General features: G+C 54.1%; 22 protein-coding genes. 17 read left to right on the top strand and 5 right to left on the bottom strand.

The window, feature by feature from the left end:
- The first annotated feature begins 267 nt into the window (after window positions 1–267).
- The 5 genes from V8L70_RS14625 to V8L70_RS14605 all read left to right on the top strand — a co-directional run bounded on the left by V8L70_RS14625 (window position 268) and on the right by V8L70_RS14605 (window position 5633).
- Window positions 268–1059: an enoyl-CoA hydratase gene (locus V8L70_RS14625; RefSeq protein WP_336269908.1), complete on the top strand. Its 792-nt coding sequence runs from the start codon at window positions 268–270 to the stop codon at window positions 1057–1059.
- A complete protein-coding gene (locus tag V8L70_RS14620) occupies window positions 1059–2588 on the top strand; it encodes a 3-hydroxyacyl-CoA dehydrogenase (RefSeq protein WP_336269906.1) in 1530 nt (509 codons plus the stop codon). Before V8L70_RS14625 ends, V8L70_RS14620 begins: the two co-directional genes overlap by 1 nt.
- The gene (locus V8L70_RS14615; RefSeq protein WP_348534238.1) at window positions 2588–3853 is read left to right on the top strand and encodes a CaiB/BaiF CoA transferase family protein; all 1266 of its coding nucleotides are present in this window, start codon (window positions 2588–2590) and stop codon (window positions 3851–3853) included. Before V8L70_RS14620 ends, V8L70_RS14615 begins: the two co-directional genes overlap by 1 nt.
- 33 nt (window positions 3854–3886) lie before the next feature.
- Window positions 3887–4636, top strand: a complete 750-nt coding sequence (locus tag V8L70_RS14610) for an electron transfer flavoprotein subunit beta/FixA family protein (RefSeq protein ID WP_074211365.1) — start codon at window positions 3887–3889, stop codon at window positions 4634–4636.
- A gap of 70 nt (window positions 4637–4706) precedes the next feature.
- On the top strand, window positions 4707–5633 hold the full coding sequence (locus V8L70_RS14605) for an electron transfer flavoprotein subunit alpha/FixB family protein (protein ID WP_336269904.1): 927 nt from the start codon (window positions 4707–4709) through the stop codon (window positions 5631–5633).
- A gap of 199 nt (window positions 5634–5832) precedes the next feature.
- Here the strand turns inward: V8L70_RS14605 and V8L70_RS14600 are convergent, their stop codons facing one another.
- Window positions 5833–6627 (bottom strand): IclR family transcriptional regulator domain-containing protein, encoded by a 795-nt coding sequence (locus tag V8L70_RS14600; protein ID WP_074211367.1) that lies wholly within the window; start codon window positions 6625–6627, stop codon window positions 5833–5835.
- A 363-nt stretch (window positions 6628–6990) separates the two neighbouring features.
- On the opposite strand from V8L70_RS14600, the gene V8L70_RS14595 reads away from it, so the two are divergent.
- From V8L70_RS14595 to hglS, 5 genes are all read left to right on the top strand, one after another.
- Complete coding sequence (locus V8L70_RS14595; protein ID WP_336269903.1) at window positions 6991–7809, top strand: CoA transferase subunit A; 819 nt, start codon at window positions 6991–6993, stop codon at window positions 7807–7809.
- Window positions 7809–8582, top strand: a complete 774-nt coding sequence (locus V8L70_RS14590) for a CoA-transferase subunit beta (protein WP_336269902.1) — start codon at window positions 7809–7811, stop codon at window positions 8580–8582. Before V8L70_RS14595 ends, V8L70_RS14590 begins: the two co-directional genes overlap by 1 nt.
- A gap of 15 nt (window positions 8583–8597) precedes the next feature.
- Window positions 8598–9800 (top strand): 3-oxoadipyl-CoA thiolase, encoded by a 1203-nt coding sequence (gene pcaF, locus V8L70_RS14585; RefSeq protein ID WP_336269958.1) that lies wholly within the window; start codon window positions 8598–8600, stop codon window positions 9798–9800.
- 11 nt (window positions 9801–9811) lie between these two features.
- Complete coding sequence (locus V8L70_RS14580; protein WP_336269901.1) at window positions 9812–10612, top strand: alpha/beta fold hydrolase; 801 nt, start codon at window positions 9812–9814, stop codon at window positions 10610–10612.
- A gap of 431 nt (window positions 10613–11043) precedes the next feature.
- Window positions 11044–12405, top strand: a complete 1362-nt coding sequence (hglS, locus tag V8L70_RS14575) for a 2-oxoadipate dioxygenase/decarboxylase HglS (protein ID WP_336269900.1) — start codon at window positions 11044–11046, stop codon at window positions 12403–12405.
- Window positions 12406–13081: 676 nt separating this feature from the next.
- On the opposite strand, the gene V8L70_RS22930 is transcribed toward hglS, so the two are convergent.
- Entirely contained in the window at window positions 13082–13303 is a 222-nt protein-coding gene (locus tag V8L70_RS22930) for a nitroreductase family protein (protein ID WP_431313226.1), read from the bottom strand.
- A 247-nt stretch (window positions 13304–13550) separates the two neighbouring features.
- Between V8L70_RS22930 and V8L70_RS14565 the strand changes: the two genes are divergently transcribed.
- Window positions 13551–15053, top strand: a complete 1503-nt coding sequence (locus tag V8L70_RS14565) for an SLC13 family permease (protein WP_336269898.1) — start codon at window positions 13551–13553, stop codon at window positions 15051–15053.
- A gap of 113 nt (window positions 15054–15166) precedes the next feature.
- Window positions 15167–15997, top strand: coding sequence for a 3-oxoadipate:acetyl-CoA acetyltransferase (locus V8L70_RS14560; RefSeq protein ID WP_336269897.1), 831 nt, complete (start codon window positions 15167–15169; stop codon window positions 15995–15997).
- Between the two features lie 65 nt (window positions 15998–16062).
- Here V8L70_RS14560 and V8L70_RS14555 read toward each other — a convergent pair whose 3' ends face one another.
- The 3 genes from V8L70_RS14555 to V8L70_RS14545 are packed head-to-tail and all read right to left on the bottom strand — an operon-like array spanning window position 16063 to window position 19043.
- Window positions 16063–17364: an amidohydrolase gene (locus tag V8L70_RS14555; RefSeq protein WP_336269896.1), complete on the bottom strand. Its 1302-nt coding sequence runs from the start codon at window positions 17362–17364 to the stop codon at window positions 16063–16065.
- A gap of 19 nt (window positions 17365–17383) precedes the next feature.
- Entirely contained in the window at window positions 17384–18838 is a 1455-nt protein-coding gene (locus tag V8L70_RS14550; protein WP_336269895.1) for a sodium:solute symporter family protein, read from the bottom strand.
- Complete coding sequence (locus V8L70_RS14545; RefSeq protein WP_336269893.1) at window positions 18831–19043, bottom strand: hypothetical protein; 213 nt, start codon at window positions 19041–19043, stop codon at window positions 18831–18833. The genes V8L70_RS14550 and V8L70_RS14545 overlap by 8 nt, the downstream gene beginning before the upstream one ends.
- 204 nt (window positions 19044–19247) lie before the next feature.
- Between V8L70_RS14545 and V8L70_RS14540 the strand changes: the two genes are divergently transcribed.
- The 5 genes from V8L70_RS14540 (at window position 19248) to V8L70_RS14520 (ending at window position 24553) form a co-directional block, all read left to right on the top strand.
- A complete protein-coding gene (locus tag V8L70_RS14540) occupies window positions 19248–20138 on the top strand; it encodes a LysR family transcriptional regulator (protein WP_336269892.1) in 891 nt (296 codons plus the stop codon).
- Between the two features lie 507 nt (window positions 20139–20645).
- The gene (locus V8L70_RS14535; RefSeq protein ID WP_336269890.1) at window positions 20646–21764 is read left to right on the top strand and encodes a muconate/chloromuconate family cycloisomerase; all 1119 of its coding nucleotides are present in this window, start codon (window positions 20646–20648) and stop codon (window positions 21762–21764) included.
- 57 nt (window positions 21765–21821) lie between these two features.
- Complete coding sequence (catC, locus tag V8L70_RS14530; RefSeq protein WP_336269889.1) at window positions 21822–22112, top strand: muconolactone Delta-isomerase; 291 nt, start codon at window positions 21822–21824, stop codon at window positions 22110–22112.
- A 62-nt stretch (window positions 22113–22174) separates the two neighbouring features.
- Window positions 22175–23149, top strand: coding sequence for a catechol 1,2-dioxygenase (gene catA / locus V8L70_RS14525; RefSeq protein WP_336269888.1), 975 nt, complete (start codon window positions 22175–22177; stop codon window positions 23147–23149).
- A gap of 36 nt (window positions 23150–23185) precedes the next feature.
- On the top strand, window positions 23186–24553 hold the full coding sequence (locus V8L70_RS14520; RefSeq protein ID WP_336269887.1) for a Rieske 2Fe-2S domain-containing protein: 1368 nt from the start codon (window positions 23186–23188) through the stop codon (window positions 24551–24553).
- Window positions 24554–24569 lie beyond the last annotated feature (16 nt).

Raw genomic sequence — 24569 nt, 5'->3', positions numbered from 1 at the left:
GCTCCACTCGTGGTTTGCTTATTGAATCGATTTTGCGATTACCGATGAAGGTATGTCAAGTATGCAGACTAAAAGTCCGCAGTGCGGACTTTTTATTTTAATATCTATGCAAGATATAAAAAAACTTTTTTAGCATAACAATTTGATTAATAGGGTTTTTTTATTAAGACTGTTTTGGCCTAATTGACAGCTGTTCGATAAGCTGTGTAAAAATAACCTCATTAGCAAAACAAATGTTCGCAGTGCAGACATAATGACGAGGTTTATATGACGGACAAACAGTCGCCCGCCGAGGTCTATCTTGCTTCGCTTGATGATGGAGTGGCGGTGGTTCGAATCGATCGCCCAGATGCCAAGAATGCCCTCAACGGTGCTGTTCGGTGTCAGCTTGCCGAGATGTTTTTATCTTTAAGCCAAGATGACGAAGTTAGAGCCATCGTGCTGACGGGAGGCGAGCAGGTATTTGTAGCCGGTGCTGACGTGAAGGAGTTTGCCACTGCCTCTCCGACCGAAATGTATTTACGACACAATGAGCGCTTTTGGGAGCCGATCGCGCACTGCTCCAAGCCTGTCATAGCGGCGGTCAACGGATTCGCTTTAGGAGGTGGCTGTGAGCTTGCCATGCACTGCGACATCATCGTTGCTGGAGAGTCTGCTCAGTTCGGACAGCCGGAGGTCAAGCTTGGTTTGATGCCCGGCGCTGGTGGGACGCAACGATTGGTTCGAGCCGTCGGCAAATTTAAGGCCATGCGTATGCTGATGACCGGCTGCATGGTGCCGGCCCCCGAGGCGTTTGGCATGGGCTTGGTAAGCGAGGTGGTGGCCGACGATCAAACGTTGGAACGCGCAAAGACACTGGCTAAAGAAATTGCTCGTTTGCCAGCACTGGCACTAGAGCACATTAAGGACACAGTCCTCACGGGCGAAGATTTGCCTTTGCAGAGTGCCTTGGTTCTTGAACGGAAAGCTTTCCAGATGCTTTTTGACACGGCGGATCAGAAGGAAGGGGCCGCTGCTTTTGTCGAGAAGCGCAAACCGAACTATCGAGGAGCGTCGTAATGGCGAGAGACGTGAACCGGCTAGGCATTGTCGGAACCGGCGTGATGGGGGCGGGGATCGCCCAAATTGCTGCCCAGTCTGGCCTGAATGTTGTGCTGTTTGACAAGAATGAAGGGGCAGCCCACAAGGCTCGTGATGGCCTAAAGGCAACGTTCGATAAACTAGTGGGTAAGGGCAAAATAACTCGGCAATCGGCTGAGGTGGCGTTATCTCATCTTTCTGTCGTCGAATCTTTGCCGGCTTTGGCAGATTGCGACGTGGTGATCGAGGCAATTGTTGAGGATCTGGGAATCAAGCAAGCGCTATTCGCTGATCTGGAAGCAATTGTTGACCGAGAGTGTATTTTGGCGACTAACACTTCTTCACTCTCGGTCACATCGATTGCCGCTGACTTGAATTGTCGTGATCGAGTGGCCGGTTTCCACTTCTTCAATCCCGTGCCGTTGATGAAGGTGATTGAGGTGGTCGGGGGCATCGATACTAATGAAGCTGTCGTCGACACGTTGCTTAAGCTGGCAACCCGACTCGGCCATACTGGCGTGCGTGCCCAAGACACCCCTGGCTTCATCGTCAACCACGCGGGACGTGCTTACAGCACAGAAGGTTTGAAAATTCTTGAGGAGCGAGTAGCGCCTATTGAGGATATCGACCGGATTCTTCGCGAAGAGGCTGGGTTCCGGATGGGGCCGCTTGAGCTTTTTGATCTCACCGGCCTGGATGTGTCCCATCCTGCGATGGAGGCGATCTTCACGCAGTTCTATCACGATCCGCGTTACCGTCCGTCTTATATATCCCGTCAGATGTTGAAAGGTAACCGCTTGGGCCGCAAGACGGGTGTTGGCTTTTATCGCTATGAAAAAGGACAAAAAGTCGAGGCGTCGACACCTCAGCCGGTGCCTGACATCGCTGACCTACCGCCCGTCTGGGTGGGATGCGATGACACCGACCTGCATACGCACGTGGCATCATTGTTAGCGTCGCTTGGCGGACGAGTCGAGCAAACGGCTTCACCCTCGGAGGAAGCGCTCTGCATATTGCTGCCCTTTGGTGATGATGCAGTGAGTGCGAGTGCGTACTTCGGTACCGATCCAGAGCGCACTGTCTGTCTTGATGCGCTCATGGGCCTTGAGCGTCATCGTACGCTGATGGTGACGCCGGTCACCCGGCATGAAATGCGCGACGTAGCGCATGCGTTATTTGCTTCAGACGGTACCTGCGTAACGGTGATCCGTGACAGTGTGGGATTTGTCTCTCAGCGGGTGCTTGCCGCAGTGGTGAACCTGGCCTGCGATATTGCCCAGCGTGAGATTGCCACGCCTGCCGATATCGATAATGCCGTCAGGCTCGGGCTCAACTATCCCCAAGGCCCGCTGGCGTGGGGAGATGCCCTAGAACCGAAACGGTTACTTGGCATACTCACGCGTATCCACGCATTGACGGGAGACCCACGGTATCGGCCAAGCCCTTGGCTGCGCCGTCGTGCCATGCTTGGTATATCTCTGTTGCATCCCTCATCGGGTGCTCGGTGATGTCGGAGAGGAATTATGTTGGTTCAAAAGAGAGGGGTGCTATGGGAGCGCTAACGGGAGTTCGTGTACTGGACTTGAGCCGGGTGTTGGCGGGCCCCTGGTGCAGCCAAGTGCTAGCGGATCTTGGTGCTGATGTTGTCAAGGTGGAGCGTATTGGGCGAGGGGATGACACTCGTGCCTGGGGCCCCCCCTACATGAAGAATGCTGACGGTAAAAATACTCAGGAAACCTCATACTATCAGTCCTCCAATCGCAATAAACGCTCGGTAGCTGTCGATATTGCTACCGAAAAAGGTCAGGAAATTGTACGTGCGCTGGCTGCCGAGAGCGACGTGCTGTTAGAGAATTTCAAAGCTGGCTCCTTAAAGAAATACGGTCTGGATTACGACTCACTTTCAAGCCTTAATCCGAGATTGGTCTATTGCTCCATTACGGGGTTTGGTCAGACGGGGCCCCGTGCGCAGGAGCCTGGCTATGATTTTATTATTCAGGGTATGGGCGGGTTGATGAGCATCACTGGTGAACGTGATGATGTTCAGGGTGGCGGCCCGCAGAAAGTAGGCGTGGCTGTCACCGATGTTATGACGGGCCTGTATTCGGTTATTGCTATACAGGCAGCGCTACTGGCTCGTGAAAAAACAGGGCGTGGTCAGCATTGCGATATGGCATTACTGGATGTACAGCTGGCTGCATTGGGTAATCAGAGCCAAAACTACCTAAGTACGGGCGTATCACCTGGCCGCTACGGTAATGCGCATGCCAATATCGTGCCCTACAACTCGTTCCATGCAAGTGATAAGGATTTCATTATCGCCTGTGGCAACGATTCTCAGTTTGCCGCATTGTGCAATGCGATAGAACTGCCCGAATTGTCTGTGGATCCCCGGTTTTCAAAGAATGAAGATCGCGTCAGAAACAGAGCGGTAATTACTCAGATTCTATCGGACCATTTCAAGCGCGACACAGCGGACGCTTGGGTTAAGAGGATAAGTAAGGTCAAAGTGCCTGTCGGGCTAATCAATAACATTGCCGATGCATTAGCGGAGCCTCAAGTGGATGCTCGTGGCATGTTAGTCAACATCCCCCACCCCATGAATCCTGATTTCGAGATGGTTGGGAGCCCAATTAATCTTTCTGATACGCCAGTAGAGTATAAAAGGCCGGCACCACTGCTAGGGCAGGATACGAATGATGTGCTTACTGAATACCTTGGCCTTTCACCAGAGCAACTATCGCAATTTAAAAGTGACGGCGTCGTCGGTTAATCCACTTTTTATGTATATCACTAAGGATTTTTCATGAAAGTACTTGTCGCGGTGAAGCGCGTCATCGACTACAACGTCAAAATTCGTGTCAAAGCAGATTATTCTGATGTCGACCTTACCAACGTCAAAATGGCCATGAACCCCTTCTGCGAGATTGCAGTGGAAGAAGCGGTGCGCTTGAAAGAGAAGGGCGTTGCTACGGAAGTGGTCGCCGTGACGGTCGGTCCCAAAGCGGCCCAGGAACAGCTGCGCACCGCGCTGGCGCTGGGTGCGGATCGCGCCATTCATATTGAGACTGACGAGCGCGCCGAATCCCTGGCCGTGGCCAAGCTACTGGCCAAAGTGGTCGAAGAGGAGCAGCCAGGGTTGGTAGTGTTGGGCAAGCAGGCCATCGACACCGACAACAACCAGACCGGCCAAATGCTCGCCGCGCTGACTGGCCTGCCCCAGGGCACCTTTGCCTCGGAAGTTGCGGTCGATGGTGACAAAGTCAACGTCACACGGGAAATCGACGGCGGTCTGCAAACCATCGCGCTGACGCTGCCCGCGATTGTCACTACCGACCTGCGCCTCAACGAGCCGCGCTACGCCAAGCTGCCCGACATCATGAAGGCCAAGAAAAAGCCACTGGATGTGAAAACCCCCGCCGACTTCGGCGTCGAGGTCGCCTCCAAGGTCAGTCTGCTCAAAGTAGAGTCGCCCGCCGAGCGCAAGGGCGGCGTCAAAGTCGCCTCGGTAGACGAGCTGATCGACAAACTGAAAAACGAAGCCAAGGTTCTTTAAGGTCGGTTCTTTACAACCCGTACTTTGAGACAAGTTCTTTGAGATAAACGCTTTGAAAGGAGCTGATTTTATGAGCATTTTGGTACTTGCCGACCTGAATGAAGGCCAGCTGGCCGGTGCGACGGCTTACGTGATTGCGGCCGCACAACAGATCGGCGGCGATATTGACGTTCTTGTTGCCGGTGAAGGCGTTCAAGCCGCGGCCGAGGCAGCCGCCAAACTCGACGGCGTAAGCAAGGTACGTGTCGCGGATAACGCCGTTTACGCCCACCAGCTGGCCGAGCCCATGGGCGCGCTGCTGGTCGAACTGGCCGATGGCTACACCCACGTGCTAGCTAGCGCCTCCACCACCGGCAAAAACGTGCTGCCGCGTCTGGCGGCCTTGAAAGATGTCAGCCAGCTTTCCGATGTGCTTGCCGTGGATAGCGCTGACACCTTCAAGCGCCCGATTTACGCCGGCAACGCCATTGCGACCGTCAAGAGCGAAGACGTGCTAAAAGTCATCACCGTGCGTACTACCGGCTTTGATGCTGTGGGCGATGGTGGCAGCGCCACCATTGAAGCTGTCGATACCGTGGTTGACAACGCCCAGTCCAGTTTCGTCAAGCAGGAGCTTGCCGAGTCGGACCGCCCGGAGCTTGGCGGCGCCAAGGTGGTCATCTCTGGTGGCCGCGGCATGGGCAACGGTGATAACTTCAAGCTGCTTGACGGCATTGCCGACAAGCTAGGTGCGGCGATTGGGGCTTCGCGGGCGGCCGTTGACGCAGGCTTTGTCCCCAACGATATGCAGGTCGGCCAAACGGGTAAAATCGTCGCGCCGGATCTGTATATCGCCGTGGGCATCTCCGGTGCCATCCAGCACCTGGCGGGCATGAAGGACTCTAAGGTGATCGTCGCGATCAACAAGGACGACGAAGCGCCGATTTTCCAGGTCGCCGACTACGGCCTAGTAGGCGATCTGTTCGAGCTCCTACCGGAAATCGAAAGCAAAATTTAGCAGTTACTGATTACCCGATGCTAGTGGTCAAGCCTCCTTGATCACTAGTTCTACTTTCCGATTAAGTGCTGGCGCTGGATTGGCGTGCAACCCGTGAAATCGATCAGAGCATTGTGTGGTAGCTACTAAGAAACCGAAAATTTTAACGATCCACATAAGTGGGTAGCAGTCAGCATGGCTAATGAATGTCTGATGAGCGCTAGGTATTAACCGTTTGACGGATAAGTTGGGCTTTATCCTGTAATAAGGGCTTATAAATATTTAACAGCATTTCCATATCGACGCGTGCGGCGTTGGTGCTGATATTGATAGCGCCTATTAGCTTGTCATGGATGTCAAATACAGGAACGGCAACTGATCGCAGACCAGAGTCTAACTCTTGATCAACTATCGAATAACCTTGTTGGCGTACCTCAACAATGCACCTCTTTAGCTCCTCTTTATCATTGATGGTTTTATCGGTATATCGCTTCAATGAAATGCGTTCCAAATAGGCATTTAGCTCTGATTCAGTTAATTGCGATAATAGTACGCGACCCATAGATGTATGCGCTGCTGGGAGGCGCGTACCTACTGATAAAGTAATCGCCATTAGGCGATGTGGTGCCGCAGAGCGTGCCACATAAATGACATCGTCTCCATCCAACACGCCAAGTGAAGATGACTCGCCACTTTGAGTTGTAATATCTTCAAGATATTGTTGTATGACGCTGCGGTAATTATTTGCTGAAAGGTATGCATATCCTAGTTGAAGCACTCTAGGGGCGAGTTCAAAGTAACGCTGATGTTTACGCACATAGCCTAATGCGTTCAGCGTTAGCAAGAATCGGCGTGCTTTCGCTCGATTCATACCCGTGCGTGCAGCGACTTCGCTCAACGTCATTTTTGAATGGGAATCATCGAAGGCCATGATGACTTCCAAGCCACTAGCAAGTGCTGTTACGAAGTCACGGTCATCAGGTTTAAGCGTTTCTACCTGGGGCAAGTCTTCCATTATTGTGCTCTCATCCAGTGAATACATGGTCATGTGTTAATTTAGCATAATGTTCGAATACCGAACAATTGTGCTTTTGGGCTATTGATGCTTGTTGCATGTGCCCCTTCCTTATATACCTTGGTAGTAGAAAAGCGCAGGCAAAGTGTGCCTGTGCATGGTGTGTTTATAAATAACATATTGTTATTTAATGGGTTTTTGATTTCTATAAGTTGATGTATTGACCCGTCTTTGCAGATATTAGCTCAACAGCAATTTGACCCGGTATGCATTCGACAGTAAGTTGTTCGTATAGAGAATCTATGTTCGTTTCGCGAACAAGTTATCCATAAGTAGACAACGATACGCTAAGAGGCACCCATTATGGCCGAGTTTCTCAGCTTGCATGACGCGGTAGCGCGCTACGTCCAAGACGGCGCCACCGTGACCATGGAAGGCTTTACCCACCTGATTCCGTTTGCCGCCGGTCACGAAGTGATCCGTCAGAAAAAGCGCGATCTGACGTTGATCCGCATGACCCCCGATATCATCTACGACCAGATGATTGGCGCGGGCTGCGCTAAAAAGGTGATTTTCTCCTGGGGCGGTAACCCTGGAGTGGGTTCGCTGCACCGCCTGCGCGATGCAGTTGAGAAAGGCTGGCCGCGCAAAATCGAGATTCTTGAGCATAGCCACGCAGCTATGGCCTGTGCCTTTGAAGCGGGTGCTGCGGGGTTACCACTGGCTGTTTTTCGTGGCTACATCGGCAGCGAACTGCCCAGTGTCAACGATCAAATCAAATTCATTGAGTGCCCTTTTACTGGGGAGCGCCTAGCGGCCGTGCCGTCGGTGCGACCGGATGTCTCGATCATTCACGCCCAGCGGGCGGATCGCCAGGGCAACGTGCTGGTAGAAGGCATTGTCGGCGTACAGAAAGAAGCAGTGCTCGCCGCCAAGCACAGCATCGTCACAGTGGAAGAGATTGTTGATGACCTAGGGTCTACCCCCAATGCCTGCGTGATTCCCAGCTGGGCCATCAGCGCCGTCGCGGTGGCCGAGAAAGGCGCGCTGCCGTCTTACACCCACGGCTATTACGGCCGCAGCAACCGTTTCTATAAAGAGTGGGATGCCATCGCACGCGACCGCGATACCTTTACTCAGTGGCTCGATGAGAACGTTTACAGTAAAGAGGAGAATAACTAATGAGCCTTGAATATACCTCTTCTGAAATGATGTCGGTCACCGCGGCGCGGGCGCTGGAAAACGGCATGACCTGTTTTGTGGGTATCGGCCTGCCCTCGGAAGCTGCCAACCTGGCGCGGCTGACGCACGCCCCTGATGTGGTGCTGATTTATGAGTCCGGCACGCTGCAAACCAAACCCGATATTCTGCCGCTCTCCATTGGCGATGGTGAACTGTGCGAATCAGCATTGACCACCGTTGCAGTTCCGGAAATGTTCCGCTACTGGCTGCAGGGCGGCAAAGTGGACGTGGGCTTTTTAGGCACCGCGCAAATCGACCGCTTTGCTAACCTGAATACCACGCTCATCGGTGATTACAAAGCGCCCAAGGTGCGCCTTCCAGGCGGCGGCGGGGCGCCGGAAATCGCCACCAACGCCGGTGAAGTGTTTATCACCCTGAAGCACTCCAAGCGGGCGTTTGTAAAAGACGTCGACTTCGTCACCACGCTCGGTTTTGGCCGCGACGGTAAAGGCCGCGATAACGTGCCCAATATTGGCAAAGGCCCTACCCGGGTGATTACCGATCTATGTGTCATGAAGCCTGATGCCGAGACCAAAGAGCTAGTGGTGGTATCGCTGCATCCCGGCGTAACCCACAACGAGGTGATTGACGCCACCGGCTGGGAAATCCGCTTTGCCGAGCAGCTTGAGAGCACGCCCGAGCCCAGCGAAAAAGAGCTGACGATTTTACGCGAGCTCAAAGCACGCACTGAACGGGCCCACGCGGGCGAATAAGGAGTTTTTATGAGCATGAATAACGTCTATCTCTGTCATCCTCGCCGCACGGCCGTAGGCCGCTTTGGCGGCACTTTGGCCAGCGTGCGCCCCGATGATTTCGCCGCGTCGATTTTCAAAGCCGTATTAGCCGAAGCGCCAGACCTTGACCCAGCCGCTATTGAAGAAGTGTTCATGGGTTGCGCTAACCAGGCCGGTGAAGATAACCGCAACGTCGCTCGCATGTCGTCATTGCTAGCGGGGATTCCTACCTCGGTGCCCGGCACGACCATGAACCGCCTGTGTGGCTCGGGTATGGACGCCGTCGGCACGGCCTTTCGCGCCATTAAAGCCGGCGAGATGGAGCTCGCGTTGGCCGGCGGCGTGGAGTCCATGTCCCGCGCGCCCTACGTGATGGGCAAGGCCGACAGCGCCTTCGCCCGCAGCCAGAAGCTCGAAGACACCACCATCGGTTGGCGCTTGGTCAACCCGCTGATGAAGAAAGCGTTTGGGGTTGATTCCATGCCGGAAACGGCGGAAAACGTCGCCGAGCAGTTCAATATCTCCCGGGAAGATCAGGACGCTTTTGCCCTGCGCTCCCAGCAAAAAGCCGCTGCCGCTCAAAAAGCGGGGCGTTTTGCCCAAGAGATCACGGCCATCGAGATCCCGCGCCGTAAGCAAGAGCCGCTGATTTTTGACCAGGACGAGCACCTGCGGGAAACCACGCTTGAGAAGCTCGCTGGCCTACCGACGCCTTTCCGTGAGGGCGGCAGTGTAACCGCAGGCAATGCTTCTGGTGTCAACGACGGCGCAGCCGCCATGCTGGTGGCCAGCGAATCAGCCGTCAAACAGCACGGCCTGAAGCCAATGGCGAAAATCATCGGCATGGCCACGGCTGGCGTTGAGCCGCGCATCATGGGCTATGGGCCGGTACCGGCAGTGCAGAAACTACTCAAGCGCACTGGTATCGCCATGGATGATATCGATGTATTTGAGTTTAACGAAGCGTTCGCCGCCCAGGCGCTGGCCTGTATGCACGATTTAGGGCTGGCCGACGATGACCCTCGCGTCAATCCGAACGGCGGCGCGATTGCCCTGGGGCACCCGCTGGGCATGTCCGGTGCCCGCCTATTGTTGACCGCCGCTCATGAGTTGCACAACAGCGGTAAGCGCTACGCACTGTGTACCATGTGCGTTGGCGTAGGGCAGGGTATCGCTACGCTGATCGAACGGGTTTAATGGAGGCAGATATGGCTTTTCATACCATCCACGGTCGCAGCGTGGCCTACCGGCTGCTCGGCGCGGAAGTGAACCCACTTATCGTGCTGGCCCATCCGCTGGGCATGAGTCAGGCGGTATGGGACGACGTTATCCCCCTGCTTCTGTCTCGCTATCGAGTACTGACCTGGGATCTTCCCGGCCACGGCGCTAGCCAGGCGGTTAGCGGCGAGCAGATCACGCCCGCTGATTTAGCCGCTGAGGCTCTGGCATTGGCAGAACTGGCGGGCGCTGAGCGCTTTCACTTTGCCGGTACGTCCATTGGCGGTGTCGTCGGCCAGCAGTTGATTGCAGAGCATAGCGACCGCCTGCTCTCCGCTACGCTGACCAACACTGGCGCAGTGATCGGCAACCCGGATCTATGGAACACCCGCGCAGGCCGCGTGCGCCAGGAAGGCTTGGCGGCGATGTCTGAAGAGATCGTGCCGCGCTGGTTTGCACCAAAAGCATTTGAGGATAGCCCCGCGCTGAAGGCAGGCTGGTGCGTGCAAATGGGCCGTGGCGATGATGAGTCCTACGCTCAGCTGTGCGAAATGCTTGGCCGCGATACATTCACTGGAAAGCTCTCAGGTAAGAGCACCCTTCATAAGGTCAGGGTGCAGCTGTTTGGGGGCAGTGAAGATATGGCCACGCCGCCCGCGACGCTGGAAGCCTTGGCGGCAGAGCTTGATGGCGCACCGCTAGAGATTTTTGACGGCGTGGGCCATGTGCCTTCGGTGGAGGCGCCTGTGCTGTTCGCACAAAAGCTGCTTTCTGTACTCGCCGCCGATTGATGTGATGGGGCTAATCATTGGCGTGGTTTACATCACCTGCTTGCTGGCAATAGGGTCAGGCAGAAAGAAATAAGGTCGCGTGGACTCCACAACCGCCGATATTATCGATCAGCAGCGTAAAATGAAGGTGTGGAGCAGCCGTTTTTCACCTTTAATTTTAATATGAGCTTGATCTAGTTAGTACTAGCTGCTGTAGCACCTTCGGTCACAAAATCTGCCATGTGGGCAATCTAAAACCGTGTTGAGGGGGCTAGCTTCATAGGCTGAAGTCGACGGCAACATCGGCAAGCTCGCGTGTAAGGCTATACCTTAAGCAACCATGTGAAGCGCTTTGTGGATATTTGTCTGCATCATCCTTTTCAAACGTTATTAGCAAACTTGAAAACTACAAATTCCTTTCGCATTAACAATATGCTACAGAGAGCCTAGAAATGACCCAAATATCGTTCCTTTCAACCGACGCTGTTCGCGGCCGTTTCTCTAAGGCCATGTCGGACATGTATCAAGCAGAAGTGCCACAGTACGGCACGCTGCTTGAACTGGTAGAAAGCGTTAACCAGGAAACCCTTAGCCAGCAGCCTGAACTGTACCGCCGACTGGAAGCTCAAGGGGAGCTGGCACGTTTGAGCGTCGAACGCCACGGGGCCATTCGCGTGGGTACCGCCGCGGAACTTTCCATGCTGCGCCGTCTGTTTGCCGTTATGGGGATGCATCCGGTGGGTTATTACGACCTTTCTGAAGCGGGGGTGCCGGTTCACTCAACGGCCTTCCGGCCCATTGATGACGATGCCCTGGCGATGAACCCTTTCCGGGTGTTTACCTCGCTACTGCGTTTAGAGCTCATTGAAAGTGATGCACTGCGCCAGCGTTCAGAAGAAATTTTGGCGAAGCGAGATATTTTTACCCCGGGGGCGCGCGAGCTCATCGAACGCCATGAAACCCTGGGGGGATTGACCAGCGAGGAAGCCGACCAGTTTGTAAACGAAGCCCTGGAAACCTTCCGTTGGCACCAGGATGCGACGGTCGATCTGAATACGTATCAAGCGTTACACGACGAGCATCGTTTGATTGCTGATGTGGTGTGTTTCCGCGGTCCGCATATTAATCACCTGACGCCGCGTACATTGGATATCGACGAAGTGCAGCGCCGTATGCCGGATATGGGCATGAACCCAAAAGCCGTCATTGAAGGGCCGCCGCGCCGTGAGTGCCCCATTTTGCTACGCCAAACCAGCTTTAAAGCATTAGAAGAATCAATTCGCTTTGCCGGTGATGCGCAAGGCACCCACACCGCTCGTTTTGGTGAAATTGAGCAGCGTGGTGTAGCGCTAACGCCTAAAGGTCGTGCGCTTTACGACCAGTTGCTTAATGAAGGTCGCAAGCAAACTGCAGGACTGGATAACGACGCCCACCAAACGGTTATGAAAAACGTATTTGCCAAGTTTCCTGATAACGACGAGGCAATGCGCTGTGAGGCGTTAGCGTATTTTCACTATCATCTGACTGAGAAAGGGCAGGTCGCTAAAGGTGATGGTAGTGCCGATATTAATGCGTTAATCGCACAGGGCCTAGTGGAAGCACAGCCGATTACTTATGAAGACTTTTTACCAGTCAGTGCGGCGGGTATTTTCCAGTCGAACCTGGGCGGCTCGGAGAGCGAAACTTATGCCGGGAATGCTAATCGCGATGCCTTTGAAGAAGCGCTGGGCGCTCAAGTAACAGATGAGCTATCGCTCTATGCAGAACGAGAAAACGCCTCTAAAGCGAAGGTGTTAATAAGTTTAAAAGTTTAAAAGGTTAATCCGACCTTTATAATCAATATGCAGCACAATAATGTGCTGCATAGTGTATATAAATTCAGATGATTGAGTTCCGACGATAAATTGAATCATAAAAAAAGCAGCCGTCCATGGGCGAGAAAGAGGTGGGTATACAGCAGGTAGGTACCACTACACAACAGAACGTCATCCTCATTTCTTAGACAAGCGCTCTACAGCCTCCCTTCAAAAGAGGCAACCCGGCTCACTCGGTTGATGGGAGCTTTCAAACTCAGTATTGCCAGCGCTAGAGTTGCCTCTCCATCGCTTATAATCCCCTAAATACCATATCGCATTACAACATGAATCACCGAAGATTGCGCCTGAATGGGGAACCCCTCTGGCTTCAAGTCTATGGTTATGCCGTATGCGTGAAGTTGACTTTATTAAAATATCTACAGCTTTGGGCATCATAATGTATAAGGGCTGGTATTTAATGAGAATAGCCAACGGCTGCTTGAGTATGAAGGCGGCCCGGGCGGTGGCGTCGAGACGAATATTATCGTCGCGGCTAATGCCAAGCGTTGCATACAGCCCAAAGCCACAGCGACGGCGGCGCCAGGTAGGGTTCAAACCAGTTCAGCGGGTAGTAGTGATACTCGGGTGGATCGCTTTTGCTGTGATCAACGGCGTCTAATAACCGTTGGCATAGCTAGTCTTTAGCAGTACCCGCCACCACATGCACTTTCCACGGCTGGATATTGCTACCGCTGGGCGTGCGGCTAGCAATCTGCAATATGTGCATAATCGTTGCGCGCTTGAGGGGGTGTAGAGAAAACGGCGAACCGATTTGCGGCTGGAGATGGCAGTATCTACACGCATGCAGGTAATCCTCGTATGTAGCTGGTAAAAGCGCCAGTGCTAGAGCATCCATTAGTCGTAAACTATACGTCGTAATTAAGCTGGATACCCCCTATTCCTTGTGACAGTTACGAATAAATTAGGTACCAAAATAATAGCTTTTTTATCATTAACTGGCTGATTTAATTATTCATGTAGCGCTTTTTGTATTCATATCAATTTACTCAATTAGGTATGCAAATCAACCCGAGAGGTATTGGTAGCGCAACCGCCCAAACGTAACACTCACCTGCACTGATATTGCTATGCAGGTAACGATCATGTCGCAAACCATTGAGGCCGTCGAACGGGCGTCCTACTCGGAAGTCTCGGCTTTTAAAACGGTTTCTCTTGTATTGGGTATCCTTATTGGCCTGGGTGTTTTTTCCCTTTTGCCTGAAACACTGGCCTTCAATGCTCGTCTTGTGGCGGGCATTGCTTTGCTGATGGCCACTTGGTGGATGACTGAGGCGATCCCTATTCCTGCCACATCTCTGTTGCCGCTCGTTCTGTTCCCTTTTTTCGATATTGCCTCGGTCGGCGAGACCGCCTCGCCCTATGCCCACAGTATTGTCTTTTTAGTATTGGGTGGCGTACTGCTGGGCTTAGCAACGCAGCGCTGGAATTTACATCGCCGCTTCGCGCTACTGACGGTGCTTACCGTGGGCACCAAGCCCGCTCAAATCGTCTTCGGCCTGATGTTCGCTAGCTGGTTTATCACTATGTGGGTTAGCAATACAGCCACCGCAGTGATTATGGTGCCAATCGGTGGGTCAATTATTGCCTTAGTGAAGTCACTGGGAAACGGTGATGACACGCCCAAGTTTTCTGCTGCTGTGCTACTGGGCATTGCCTATGCCATCACCATCGGCTCCATGGCTACGCTGATCGGCCAGCCGCCTATGGCGTTGATGCGTGCCTACATGGAAGACACCCACGGGCTTAGCATCGGGTTTGGCCACTGGATGTTAGTGGGTGTGCCGTTCTCCTTCACTATGTTGATACTGGCATGGCTAGTTCTTAACAAGCTGGTGTTCCGCTCGGAAGTTGAGAATATTCAGGGAGGGCGGGCGATGATTGAGACAGAGCTCAAAGGGATGGGCCGTCTATCGTCTGAAGAGTCGCGTGTATTGATGGTCTTTGCCGGTGCAGTGTTCTGCTGGGTATTTTTGCCATTAATCGCGCGAATTCCCCTAGTGCAGGGTGCACTGCCTTGGCTCTCCAATATAAACGACACCAGTGTGGCGATTCTCGCGGCAATTCTAATGTTTGTAATTCCTGCTTCTAAAGGAAAAGGGGCATTGCTGGAGTGGTCGGCTACGCGGGACGTGCCTTGGGGAGTACTGATTCTATTCGGTGGTGGCCTAACACTTTCAGCCCAATTCACCGCCACCGGTTTAAGCACCTGGGTTGGCGAGAGCGTCTCGGAATTGTCGGGACTGCCGCCAATTTTGATTCTAGCCATAACCGCTATCGTGATCATCCTATTGACCGAGCTAACCAGCAATACGGCGACGGCAGCTGCCTTCTTTCCCATCATGGGATCTATCGCCGTTGGGCTGGGCATTGAGCCCTTCCTGATGACCATCGTGGTTACCTTTGCCGTGAGCTGCGCCTTTATGTTGCCAGTCGCAACACCTTCCAACGCGGTGGCTTTCGCAACAGGGGATCTTCCCATCAAAAGCATGATTCGGGCAGGTATCTGGCTCAACATTATTGGCTTGCTGGTGATTATGGCCGCGCTCTACACCATTGTTCCTCTGGTTTTCGATGTCTCTTTCTAAAATATGACGAACAACATCATTGGCGGTGATTTCGATTTGACGCTAGTAAATATCCAGTCTATTTTGTTCGCAATACAAATTTATGTTCGCAATAAGAACAAAGTGAGGTGTTTATGTCTCAGTCATGCATTATCTGCGTCGCCATTACTGGCAGCTTACCCCGCAAAGAGAACAATCCTGCTGTGCCGATTACGGTCAACGAGCAGATAGAAAGTACCCAGGCGGCATTTGAAGCCGGAGCGACTATCGCTCACTGCCACGTGCGCAACGATGATCAAACGCCTACATCGGATCCGGAGAAGTTTGGTCGTTTGATGGAAGGGCTCAAGAAGCATTGCCCTGGCATGATCATTCAGCTCTCAACCGGCGGGCGCTCTGGCGCCGGAGAGGCACGTGGCGGCATGCTGCCGCTCAAGCCTGATATGGCCAGCCTCTCGGTGGGGTCCAACAATTTCCCTAATCGTGTTTACGAGAATCCGCCGCAGTTGGTGGAGTGGCTTGCTGATGAGATGCTGACGTACGGCGTTAAGCCTGAGATCGAAGCGTTTGATCTGTCGCATATCCACCAAGCAGTGAACCTTTCCAAGCAAGGCAAGCTAAAGACGCCGCTCTATGTCCAGTTTGTCATGGGCGTAAAGAATTCGATGCCCGCGGATAAGCCAACCTTTGATTTCTATATCGAGACGCTCAAGCGGCTAGCGCCAGATGCACAGTGGTGTGGCGCAGGCATTGGTGCCAATCAATACCTGCTTAATGAGTGGTCGATTGCGGCAGGCGGGCATACCCGCACTGGGCTTGAAGATAATGTGCGCTTAGACAGTAATACGTTGGCACCTTCTAACGCAGCGTTGGTTGAGCGCACCGTAGACTTATGTGAAAAGTACCAGCGCCCTGTGGCAACCTGGCAGCAAACACGTGAGATGCTTGGTTTGAAAAGCGCGTGAAGATGTTTGCTGCTGCCAGTGGTGCGGGATAGAGCCTACCAGTAAAGTTTTTAACCGCGGCGGCGCTAGGTTAGATATGCCAGAGCGCCTGTTGCCATAGCTTGTATGCCAGTGCGCAGTGTCACGTCGTTGCCCGGGAAGTAGTAAGGTGAGTGCGGCATTTCAAGGTGGCGCATCTTCTGAGATACGCTCGTTCCTGGCGTGTCCGCCCATCGCTCGGCGGGAGTCGCTCCAATAAACCAATAGACGTAGGGAATATCCTCGCCGCCGAAAGCGCCTGCTTCAGCGTTGCCGAAAAACGGGAAATCCTCGCTGCCATTAAGCCGTGGCATGTCATAAAGGTTGGCATCACCGAAATGCTCAGCGTGGGCACGGCGTATATGTGCAACCGCCATTGTGTTGTTGTCCAAGGCGATGGTTTCATTGAGCACATTAAATGTTGGTGGCTTGGGCGCTCGCCCAGCGTCGCACTCAGCGCGAATGATACGCTCGATAGATTCAACCACCTTGCGGTGTAAAGCGTTATCAAAGCTGCGGATATTTATCTCAAGCTCTGCAGAATGCGGAATAATGTTGGCCTGGGTGCCAGCGTGAAGCTTACCCACGGTGACCACCACGGTCTCCTCCGGCGGAACCTCGCGAGCAACGATGGTCTGCAGGCGGGTGACCACGTGGGCGGCAATCACCACTGGGTCCACCGTTTGGGCGGGCATGGAGCCGTGGCCCCCGTTACCGTGTATGGTAACGGCCAAATTGGTGCAAGCGGCCATAGCGCTACCCGCGCGGTGTCCGACGGTACCAGCAAGAGCGGGCATATTGTGCTGGCCAAGAATAATGTCTGGGCGCGGGAAGCGCGTATAGAGACCGTCATCAAGCATTGCTTTTGCCCCCCCAAATATCTCCTCGGCGGGCTGACAAATCAGCATCAAGGTGCCGGTCCATTGCTCTCTCAGTCCTGCCATGACGGCCGCGGTGCCGACAATGCAGCTGCTGTGTAGGTCGTGTCCGCAGGCATGCATCAATGGCACTTCGCTACCATTTTCTGAGATAGCCGTTTCACAGCTGGCAAAATCTAGCCCCGTCTCTTCCTTGATGGGTAAGGCATCCATATCGCCGCGGAGCATGACCGTGGGGCCCTCGCCGTTGCGTAGCAATGCCACAACACCCGTACCGCCAACGTTGCGGGTCACCTCATAGCCGAAACTTTCCAAAGCGTCGGCGAGCCGTGCGCTGGTCTTATGTTCCTGAAAGGGCAGCTCGGGGGTTCGGTGCAACTGACGGTAGAGTGATTGAATATCGTCGAATGCTGCCTCTACCTGAGTGGCGATGGCACTCTTTAAATTTAAACGTCCGGTCTGGTTACTCATGCTGTTCTCCTGGCACTTATTAAGAATGGGAAGGTGTGGGGTCAGTAACAGTGGGCTTGACGAGCCACTGCCAAGCCAACACAACAACGACGTTGAGCAGCATTGCCCATACACCAGCGTGCCAACCAAAAGGTGAGCTCCAGGCGAACTCCATCAACAGGTAGGCCAAGCTGCCGAAAAGAGCACCCGCCATAACGCTGGCGCGGCGCAGCTGCGGCATAAACAGCGCGCCGATTACCATAGGGAATAGCTGGACAATTAACCCATAAGCACCGAGCAGGAGTAGCACCAGCGATGACGGATTGGCTAGGGCAAACAGGTACGCCATCAGCGACAGACCGAGAACGCTCCAGCGTGTTGCGCTGACGACCGCCTTTTCGCTGGCGCCTTTCATCATGGTGGGGCCGACCACATCGCGGACTAATACCACCGCAGCGGTATGAGCTAAGTTGGCGCCGGTCGACATAGCGGCGGCCAGCGCCCCTGAAAGCATTAAGCCGATAACCCAGGGCGAGAAGTTGGCCACGTCCATCACCATACGTAGCAGCACCGTATCGGAGCGTTCTAAAGGGGTATCCGCAAACACTAAGATGCCAGCAAAGCCAATAAACAGCAGCGGCACCAGCAGGTAGGCGTAGAGGGGATAAAAGACGCTGACTTTGCGCAGTGTTTTGCCGCTATCAGCCGAATAGAACTTCATAAACAAATGCGGCCACATGGCGCCGCCGAACGCGCTGACCAGCACCGCGGTACTGAAGTAACCCCAGTTCATGCCGGTGGCACCGGGCATGGTCAGGTATTCGGGCATCTTCATTTGGATCTGACCGAACATCTCTCCCACGCCGCCGTAGAGGCGTTCGGAGATACTAAGTCCCAGGAACCACGCGATGGCTATCATCATGATGCCCTGGATCAGGTTGGTCCAGCCGATGCCGTTTAGGCCACTGCAGAAGACATAAGCGGCAACCACTAAGAAGGCCAGCAGCGCACCCAGCCAGAAGGGTATTAACCCATCAGTTGCCGCCTGAAACAGCAGACCGGCACCGGCAATCTGGATGGTGAGGTAGGGCACCAGTGCTAACACGCCAATGACGCCGGCCAACATGCCCAGCGATTTGCTTTGGTAGTGATCGGCAATCATATCGCCTTGGGTGAGGTAGCCTCGCTCGCGACCCAGCTTGGCTACGCGCGGCCCCATGGCCCAGATGGTGATGGGAACCAGTGATAGGTAGGCGAGGATATAGAAGGCTGGCGCACCGTGCTGATAGCTCCATCCCGGTGCACCCAGGAATGCGAAGGCGGAGAAAATTTCAGCGCCAAGAATGAAGAACAAGATCACTACGCCCACGTGACGACCGCCCGCGACATAGCCTTCCAAGCTGGAGTTTTCCTGACCGCGAGCGCGAAGCCCCACCCATAGAACCAAGGCGAGATAGGTCAGAGTGATGCCGACAACAATGATCGAATCATTCATGGCGTCCACCTCCGTGGCGAACGACAAAGGCTACCCACATGCCGATAAATAGAATCAGCATCCACAGGATGTACCAGAAAAATAGAAAGGGAAGTCCGAGCACGGTGGGTTCGATACGATTGGCGATCAGAGCGCCGGGCCAGATCATCGCCAGGGTGCACACCGCAAAGTGCAGCCCCGTAAGAAGGTGGTAGGTCTTGTTCATAGGAGTTTCCTGCTCGCCATGGCGAGTCTTGTTTTTGGGTTGTTTCTGCACTATGAAACAAGGACTGGGATACCAAAAATATAGATTTTAGATGCTAGCCATATCATCTGGGTATGATATGGCGGTATGTTCATCGGGTTTGGTAGTTATTGGAGGTGCCTAGAAATGCGGATGCACAAACGTTTGTGAGGTGATAAACAGCCTATGGAGTTTCGTCAGCTAGAGTATTTTATTGCCGTTGTGGAGACCGGCTCGATTTCTGCCGCTAGTCGCAAAGTGCATGTTGCGCAGCCAGCGCTGACGCGGCAGATGCGGCTGTTGGAAGAGGACATAGGTACTCAGCTTCTTGATCGCCACGCGCGTGGTGTTCGTCTGACGGTGGCGGGTGAAGCGCTTTATAGCGAAGCCACACGGATGCTAGATAAGCGTGCTAATATCAAAGCGCGCTTGCTGGCGCTGGGCAGTGGTCAAACGGGTAAGCTGGGCCTTGGCGTAACGGTAACGCATTTGTGGGTAACCGAAGTCGCCAAACTCATGGGCGGTTACCGTTGCTGCTATCCAAATGTGGCGCTGGATGTCTTTCCGTTACTTTCCGGGCCGCAGTTAGAGAAGCTGCAACAGGGCAGTCTTGATGTGGGTATTATTTATCACGATGATCATGTCCCGTCGGGTATCGAGGCACGTCTATTGCAGCACGATCACCTGATACTCGCCGTGCCTGCCACATCGACTTGGGCTAAATCGCCGCCGACAAAACTAGCGGAGCTTGCCGAGGCTGAATTTGTATGGGGGTACCGCAGCATTTCACCGGTCTATTACGACCGGGTGGTTGCGCACTTTTCACGCCTAAATTTCGAGCCCCGGGTGGTGCAGTATGGCGCTGATAACATCACCATTCTGAGTATGGTGGCGGCAGGGTTAGGTGTGGCGATTGTGCCCGCTGCCAGTCGCTGCCATCCCATGCCCGGCATCAATTTTATCGAGCTAGATGAGTTAACGGCCTGTGATATGCCGCTGTGGCTAGCGTGGCGAGCGGGTAATGTATCGCCGGTGCTCGATAATTTTATCCAAATGGCTGCGGAGATATTTGGCTGAGAGCATGCTTTTAAACTGGCAGTCCTGAATTCAAGTAATAATGAGGGACGCAATATTCCTATTTGCTCAGAAAGCGGCCAGTATTATTCTTTTGTCGCAAACATCATTTGTCTGTTTATTTTGTGCGGGCGCCGGGTTAGTTGTGGTAAGCGACTGTCCTGAGTGGCATGGCGGGGGGAGGCGTTACAGCATTTTCGACTCAACGTTTAAAGCGGTTATGCTTATTTATCTATTAGCGGTGCAGCGTGAGCTGCACCGCTTTTTTATTGGCTTCTATAAATTCAATGGCTTATTTGAGCTATAAGATTATAAAAAACATGGTGTTATTAGTTTTAATACAAGGTTTAAATTTAAACAAAAGCGAAGGATGAGCAATAAGCAGCATCGCGAATAACCGGTTGGCAATACCTTTTAGGTATGAAAAGGCACTTAAACAATATTGGTTGCGTCTCCTAACGCCTATCAGACTGACATTCAGTTAAATGATTGCCAGACGCCGGAGCCACCATGTCAACCGTCATCCAACACATTGAGACGCTGCTGGTCGATTTACCGACCATTCGTCCTCATAAACTTTCCATGACCACTATGGCCTGCCAAACGATGGTCATTGTGCGTATGCGCCATTCCGACGGGATCGAAGGGCTCGGCGAAGGTACCACCATTGGTGGCTTGGCCTATGGCCCGGAAAGTCCGGAGAGCATTAAACGCAACATTGATACCTACCTGGCACCGCTACTGATCGGTCAGCCTTCTCACAATGTCCATCAGCTGCGCGCCCGGCTTAACCGCCATGCCCGCGGCAATATGATCGCCAAGTCAGCGCTAGAAACCGCGTTATTAGATGCCCAGGGCAAGCGCTTGGGCTTGAGTATCGCTGACCTTCTTGGCGGCGCTCAACAACAACACTTCCCCGTGCTTTGGACGCTGGCCAGCGGAGACACCGCTAAAGATATCGACGAAGCACTGCTGCGATTAGAGCAGCGTCGCCACTGTGACTTCAAATTGAAAATTGGTGCTAATCCGCTTGATCAGGACGTACGTCATGTAGCGGCGATAAAAGAAGCGCTGGGTGAGCGTGCCAGTGTTCGCGTTGATGTTAATCAGGCCTGGGACGAATCCACGGCAGTGCGGGGGGTTCAGGCGCTGCAGGATGCCGATATTGAGCTAATTGAGCAGCCCATTCCCGCACGCGAACATGCTGGTTTAGTTCGCTTAGCTAACCGTTTCAACGTGCCAATGCTGGCTGACGAGGCCGTTCAAGATGCCCGCGATGGTCTAGATCTCGTGGGTGGCGGGTTTAGTGGTGCCTTTGCACTGAAGATCGCTAAATCCGGTGGTATTCATGGCGTCCTGGAGCTGGCTCATGTCGCGCAAGCGGCTGGGGTTGGCCTATATGGCGGCACGCTGCTTGAGGGCACCATCGGCACGGCTGCCTCATTGCATGCTTGGGCGACCCTGCCGGAAATGGCCTGGGGCACTGAGATGTTCGGCCCACTACTGCTGAAGGACGACATTGTCGTTCAACCCCTCAATTACACCGAGTTCGGCGTGGAACTACCGCAAGGCGCGGGGCTGGGTATGACGCTTGACGAAGAGAAGCTGGCTCACTACGCGCGCAAATAAACGCCGTGTAAGTAAAGACATTATTTGCGTTCACCCGCGTTCTAAGAGGAGAAACGTATGCTGTTTCAAGTAGAGATGACCGTTAAGTTGCCGCCCGATATGCCCGCAGAGCAAGCGGCGAAGATTAAGTCGACCGAAAAAGCGTATTCGCAAGACTTACAGCGTCAGGGCAAATGGCGTCACTTATGGCGAGTGGCAGGCAGCTACTCAAATGTCAGCATTTTTGACGTTGAAGATAATACCGAGCTGCAAGAGCTAGTCAGTAACCTACCGCTATTTCCTTATATGGAAATTAGCGTCAAGCCACTCTGTCGCCACCCTTCTTCGGTGCGTGACGACGACAGCTAATAAGCATGTAGCACGCCAGTTCTTATTAACAAAACAACACCCTATAAAAAGAGGATGTCACCATGACCGTGAAGATATTTGATACCCCCGAAGTCCAAGACTTTATCAAAACCGTGGCTGGCTTCGACCAAACCGGCGGCAACGACCGCGCCAAGCAAATTGTCCATCGCCTGGTCGGCGATCTGTTCAAGCTGATCGACGACTTCGATGTCACCGAAGAAGAGTACTGGGCCGGTGTCAACCTGCTCAATGCGCTGGGCAGCCAGACCCAGTTTGGCCTGCTGTCGCCAGGGCTCGGCTTTGACCACTTCCTTGATATGCGCCAAGACGCCATCGATGCCGAAGCCCATCGTATCGGCGGTACCCCGCGTACCATCGAAGGCCCGCTCTACGTGGCCGGTGCCCCGGAAGCCGACGGCTTTGCCCGTCTGGACGACGGGCAAGATAACGACGGTGAGACCATGTGGCTGACGGGCCAGGTGCGTGATGTCGACGGCACGCCGATTGCCGGTGCCAAGGTTGAGATCTGGCACGCTAACTCCAAAGGCGGCTACTCCTTCTTTGATCCCTCGCAATCCGAGTACAACCTGCGCCGCACGATTTATGCGGACAGCGACGGTCGCTACACCGCACGCAGTATTATCCCCTCCGGTTACGGCGTACCCGAAGGTGCACCGACCGATGTGGTGCTCAAGTCGCTAGGCCGTCACGGCGAGCGCCCGGCGCATATCCATTACTTTGTCTCCGCCCCGGGCCACCAGCACTTGACCACCCAGATCAATCTGGCGGGCGATCCCTACACCTTTGACGACTTTGCTTTCGCCACCCGCGAAGAGCTGGTGGTGCCCGCCGAACGAATCGAAGACCCGGCCGAGATCGCTAAGCGCGACCTGGAGGGCCCGTTCTCTCACGTCGTGTTCGATGTGGAACTCGCTCAAACCGACGCCGCCGAGTTGCAAGTCCGTCACGCCCGTCCGCGGGCCAAAGAAGACGAACAAGACCTTGCCAGCCAGCTCGCCGGTACCGCCAAAGTTTAATGCCTCACAGCGACTAGACATCATAGGAGAGAGATCATGACCACGACACTTGATCAGCTCGAAGCCCGCGTGCGCGGTGCCGTCCAAGACGAGCCAGATAACGGCATCTTCCGCTGCCACCGCAGCATGTTCACCGACCCCGCCTTTTTTGAGCTTGAGCTCAAGCACATCTTCGAAGGCAACTGGGTGTTCCTGGCCCACGAGAGCCAAATTGCCGAACCGGGTGACTACTTCACCACCACCGTTGGCCGCCAGCCGATTGTGATTACCCGCGATAAGCAGGGTGAGCTGCACGGCCTGATTAATGCCTGCGCCCACCGTGGCGCGACCTTGTGCCGTCGCAAGCGTGGCAACAAGGGCACCTTTACCTGTCCGTTCCATGGCTGGACGTTCAAAAATGACGGCCAACTGCTCAAAGCCAAAAATGAGAAGAACGGTGCCTATCCCGATAACTTCAAACAGGACGGCTCCCACAACCTCAAGCGCCTAGCGCGCTTCGAGAACTATAAAGGCTTCCTATTCGGCAGCTTGAGCGACGACGTTCAACCGCTCGAACAGCACCTCGGCGAAACCACCAAGATCATCGACAACATCGTCGACCAAGCCCCCGAAGGCCTGGAAATCCTGCGCGGTACTTCTTCCTATACCTACACCGGTAACTGGAAACTGCAGGCCGAAAACGGTGCCGACGGCTACCACGTCAGCTCCGTGCACTGGAACTACGCTTCCACCATGGAGCGTCGCAACTACGACGCTGGCGGCACCAAAGCGGTGGACGCCGACGGCTGGTCGAAGAGCAAAGGCGGTTTCTACTCCTTTGATCACGGCCACATGATGCTGTGGACCCGCTTGCTTAATCCCGAAGTGCGCCCGGTTTACCAGAACAAAGACTGGATCCAAGAACAGGTGGGTGAAGCCCGCGCCGACTCTATCGTTAACCAAACGCGCAACCTGTGCCTCTACCCAAACGTCTACCTGATGGATCAGTTCTCCACGCAAATCCGCGTGATTCGTCCGATTGCCGTGGACAAAACCGAAGTCACGATTTATTGCTTTGCCCCCAAAGGCGAGTCCGCTGAAAACCGTGAAGTACGCATTCGCCAGTACGAAGACTTCTTCAATGTCTCCGGCATGGGCACCCCCGACGATCTCGAAGAGTTCCGCGCCTGCCAAGAAGGCTACAACGGCGCGCAGGCCGAATGGAACGACCTCTCCCGCGGGGCCCAACAGTGGATCGAAGGCGCCGATGAAGACGCCCAGGCAATCGACATGAAACCCCTGCTCAGCGGCGCCTCGCCGGAAGATGAAGGCCTCTACGTGCTGCACCACAAGCATTGGGTCGACGAAATGCTGCGCGCCATCGACAAAGAACGCAGCCAGTTTATCGCCACCGCGTCCGCCTAAGCGACCCGCGCCTGAC

Source organism: Vreelandella arctica (assembly GCF_037070215.1).
Classification (GTDB): Bacteria; Pseudomonadota; Gammaproteobacteria; order Pseudomonadales; family Halomonadaceae; genus Vreelandella; species Vreelandella arctica.
The sequence above is the reverse complement of the archived record's forward strand: the minus strand, read 5'-3'. Positions and strand labels throughout refer to the sequence as shown.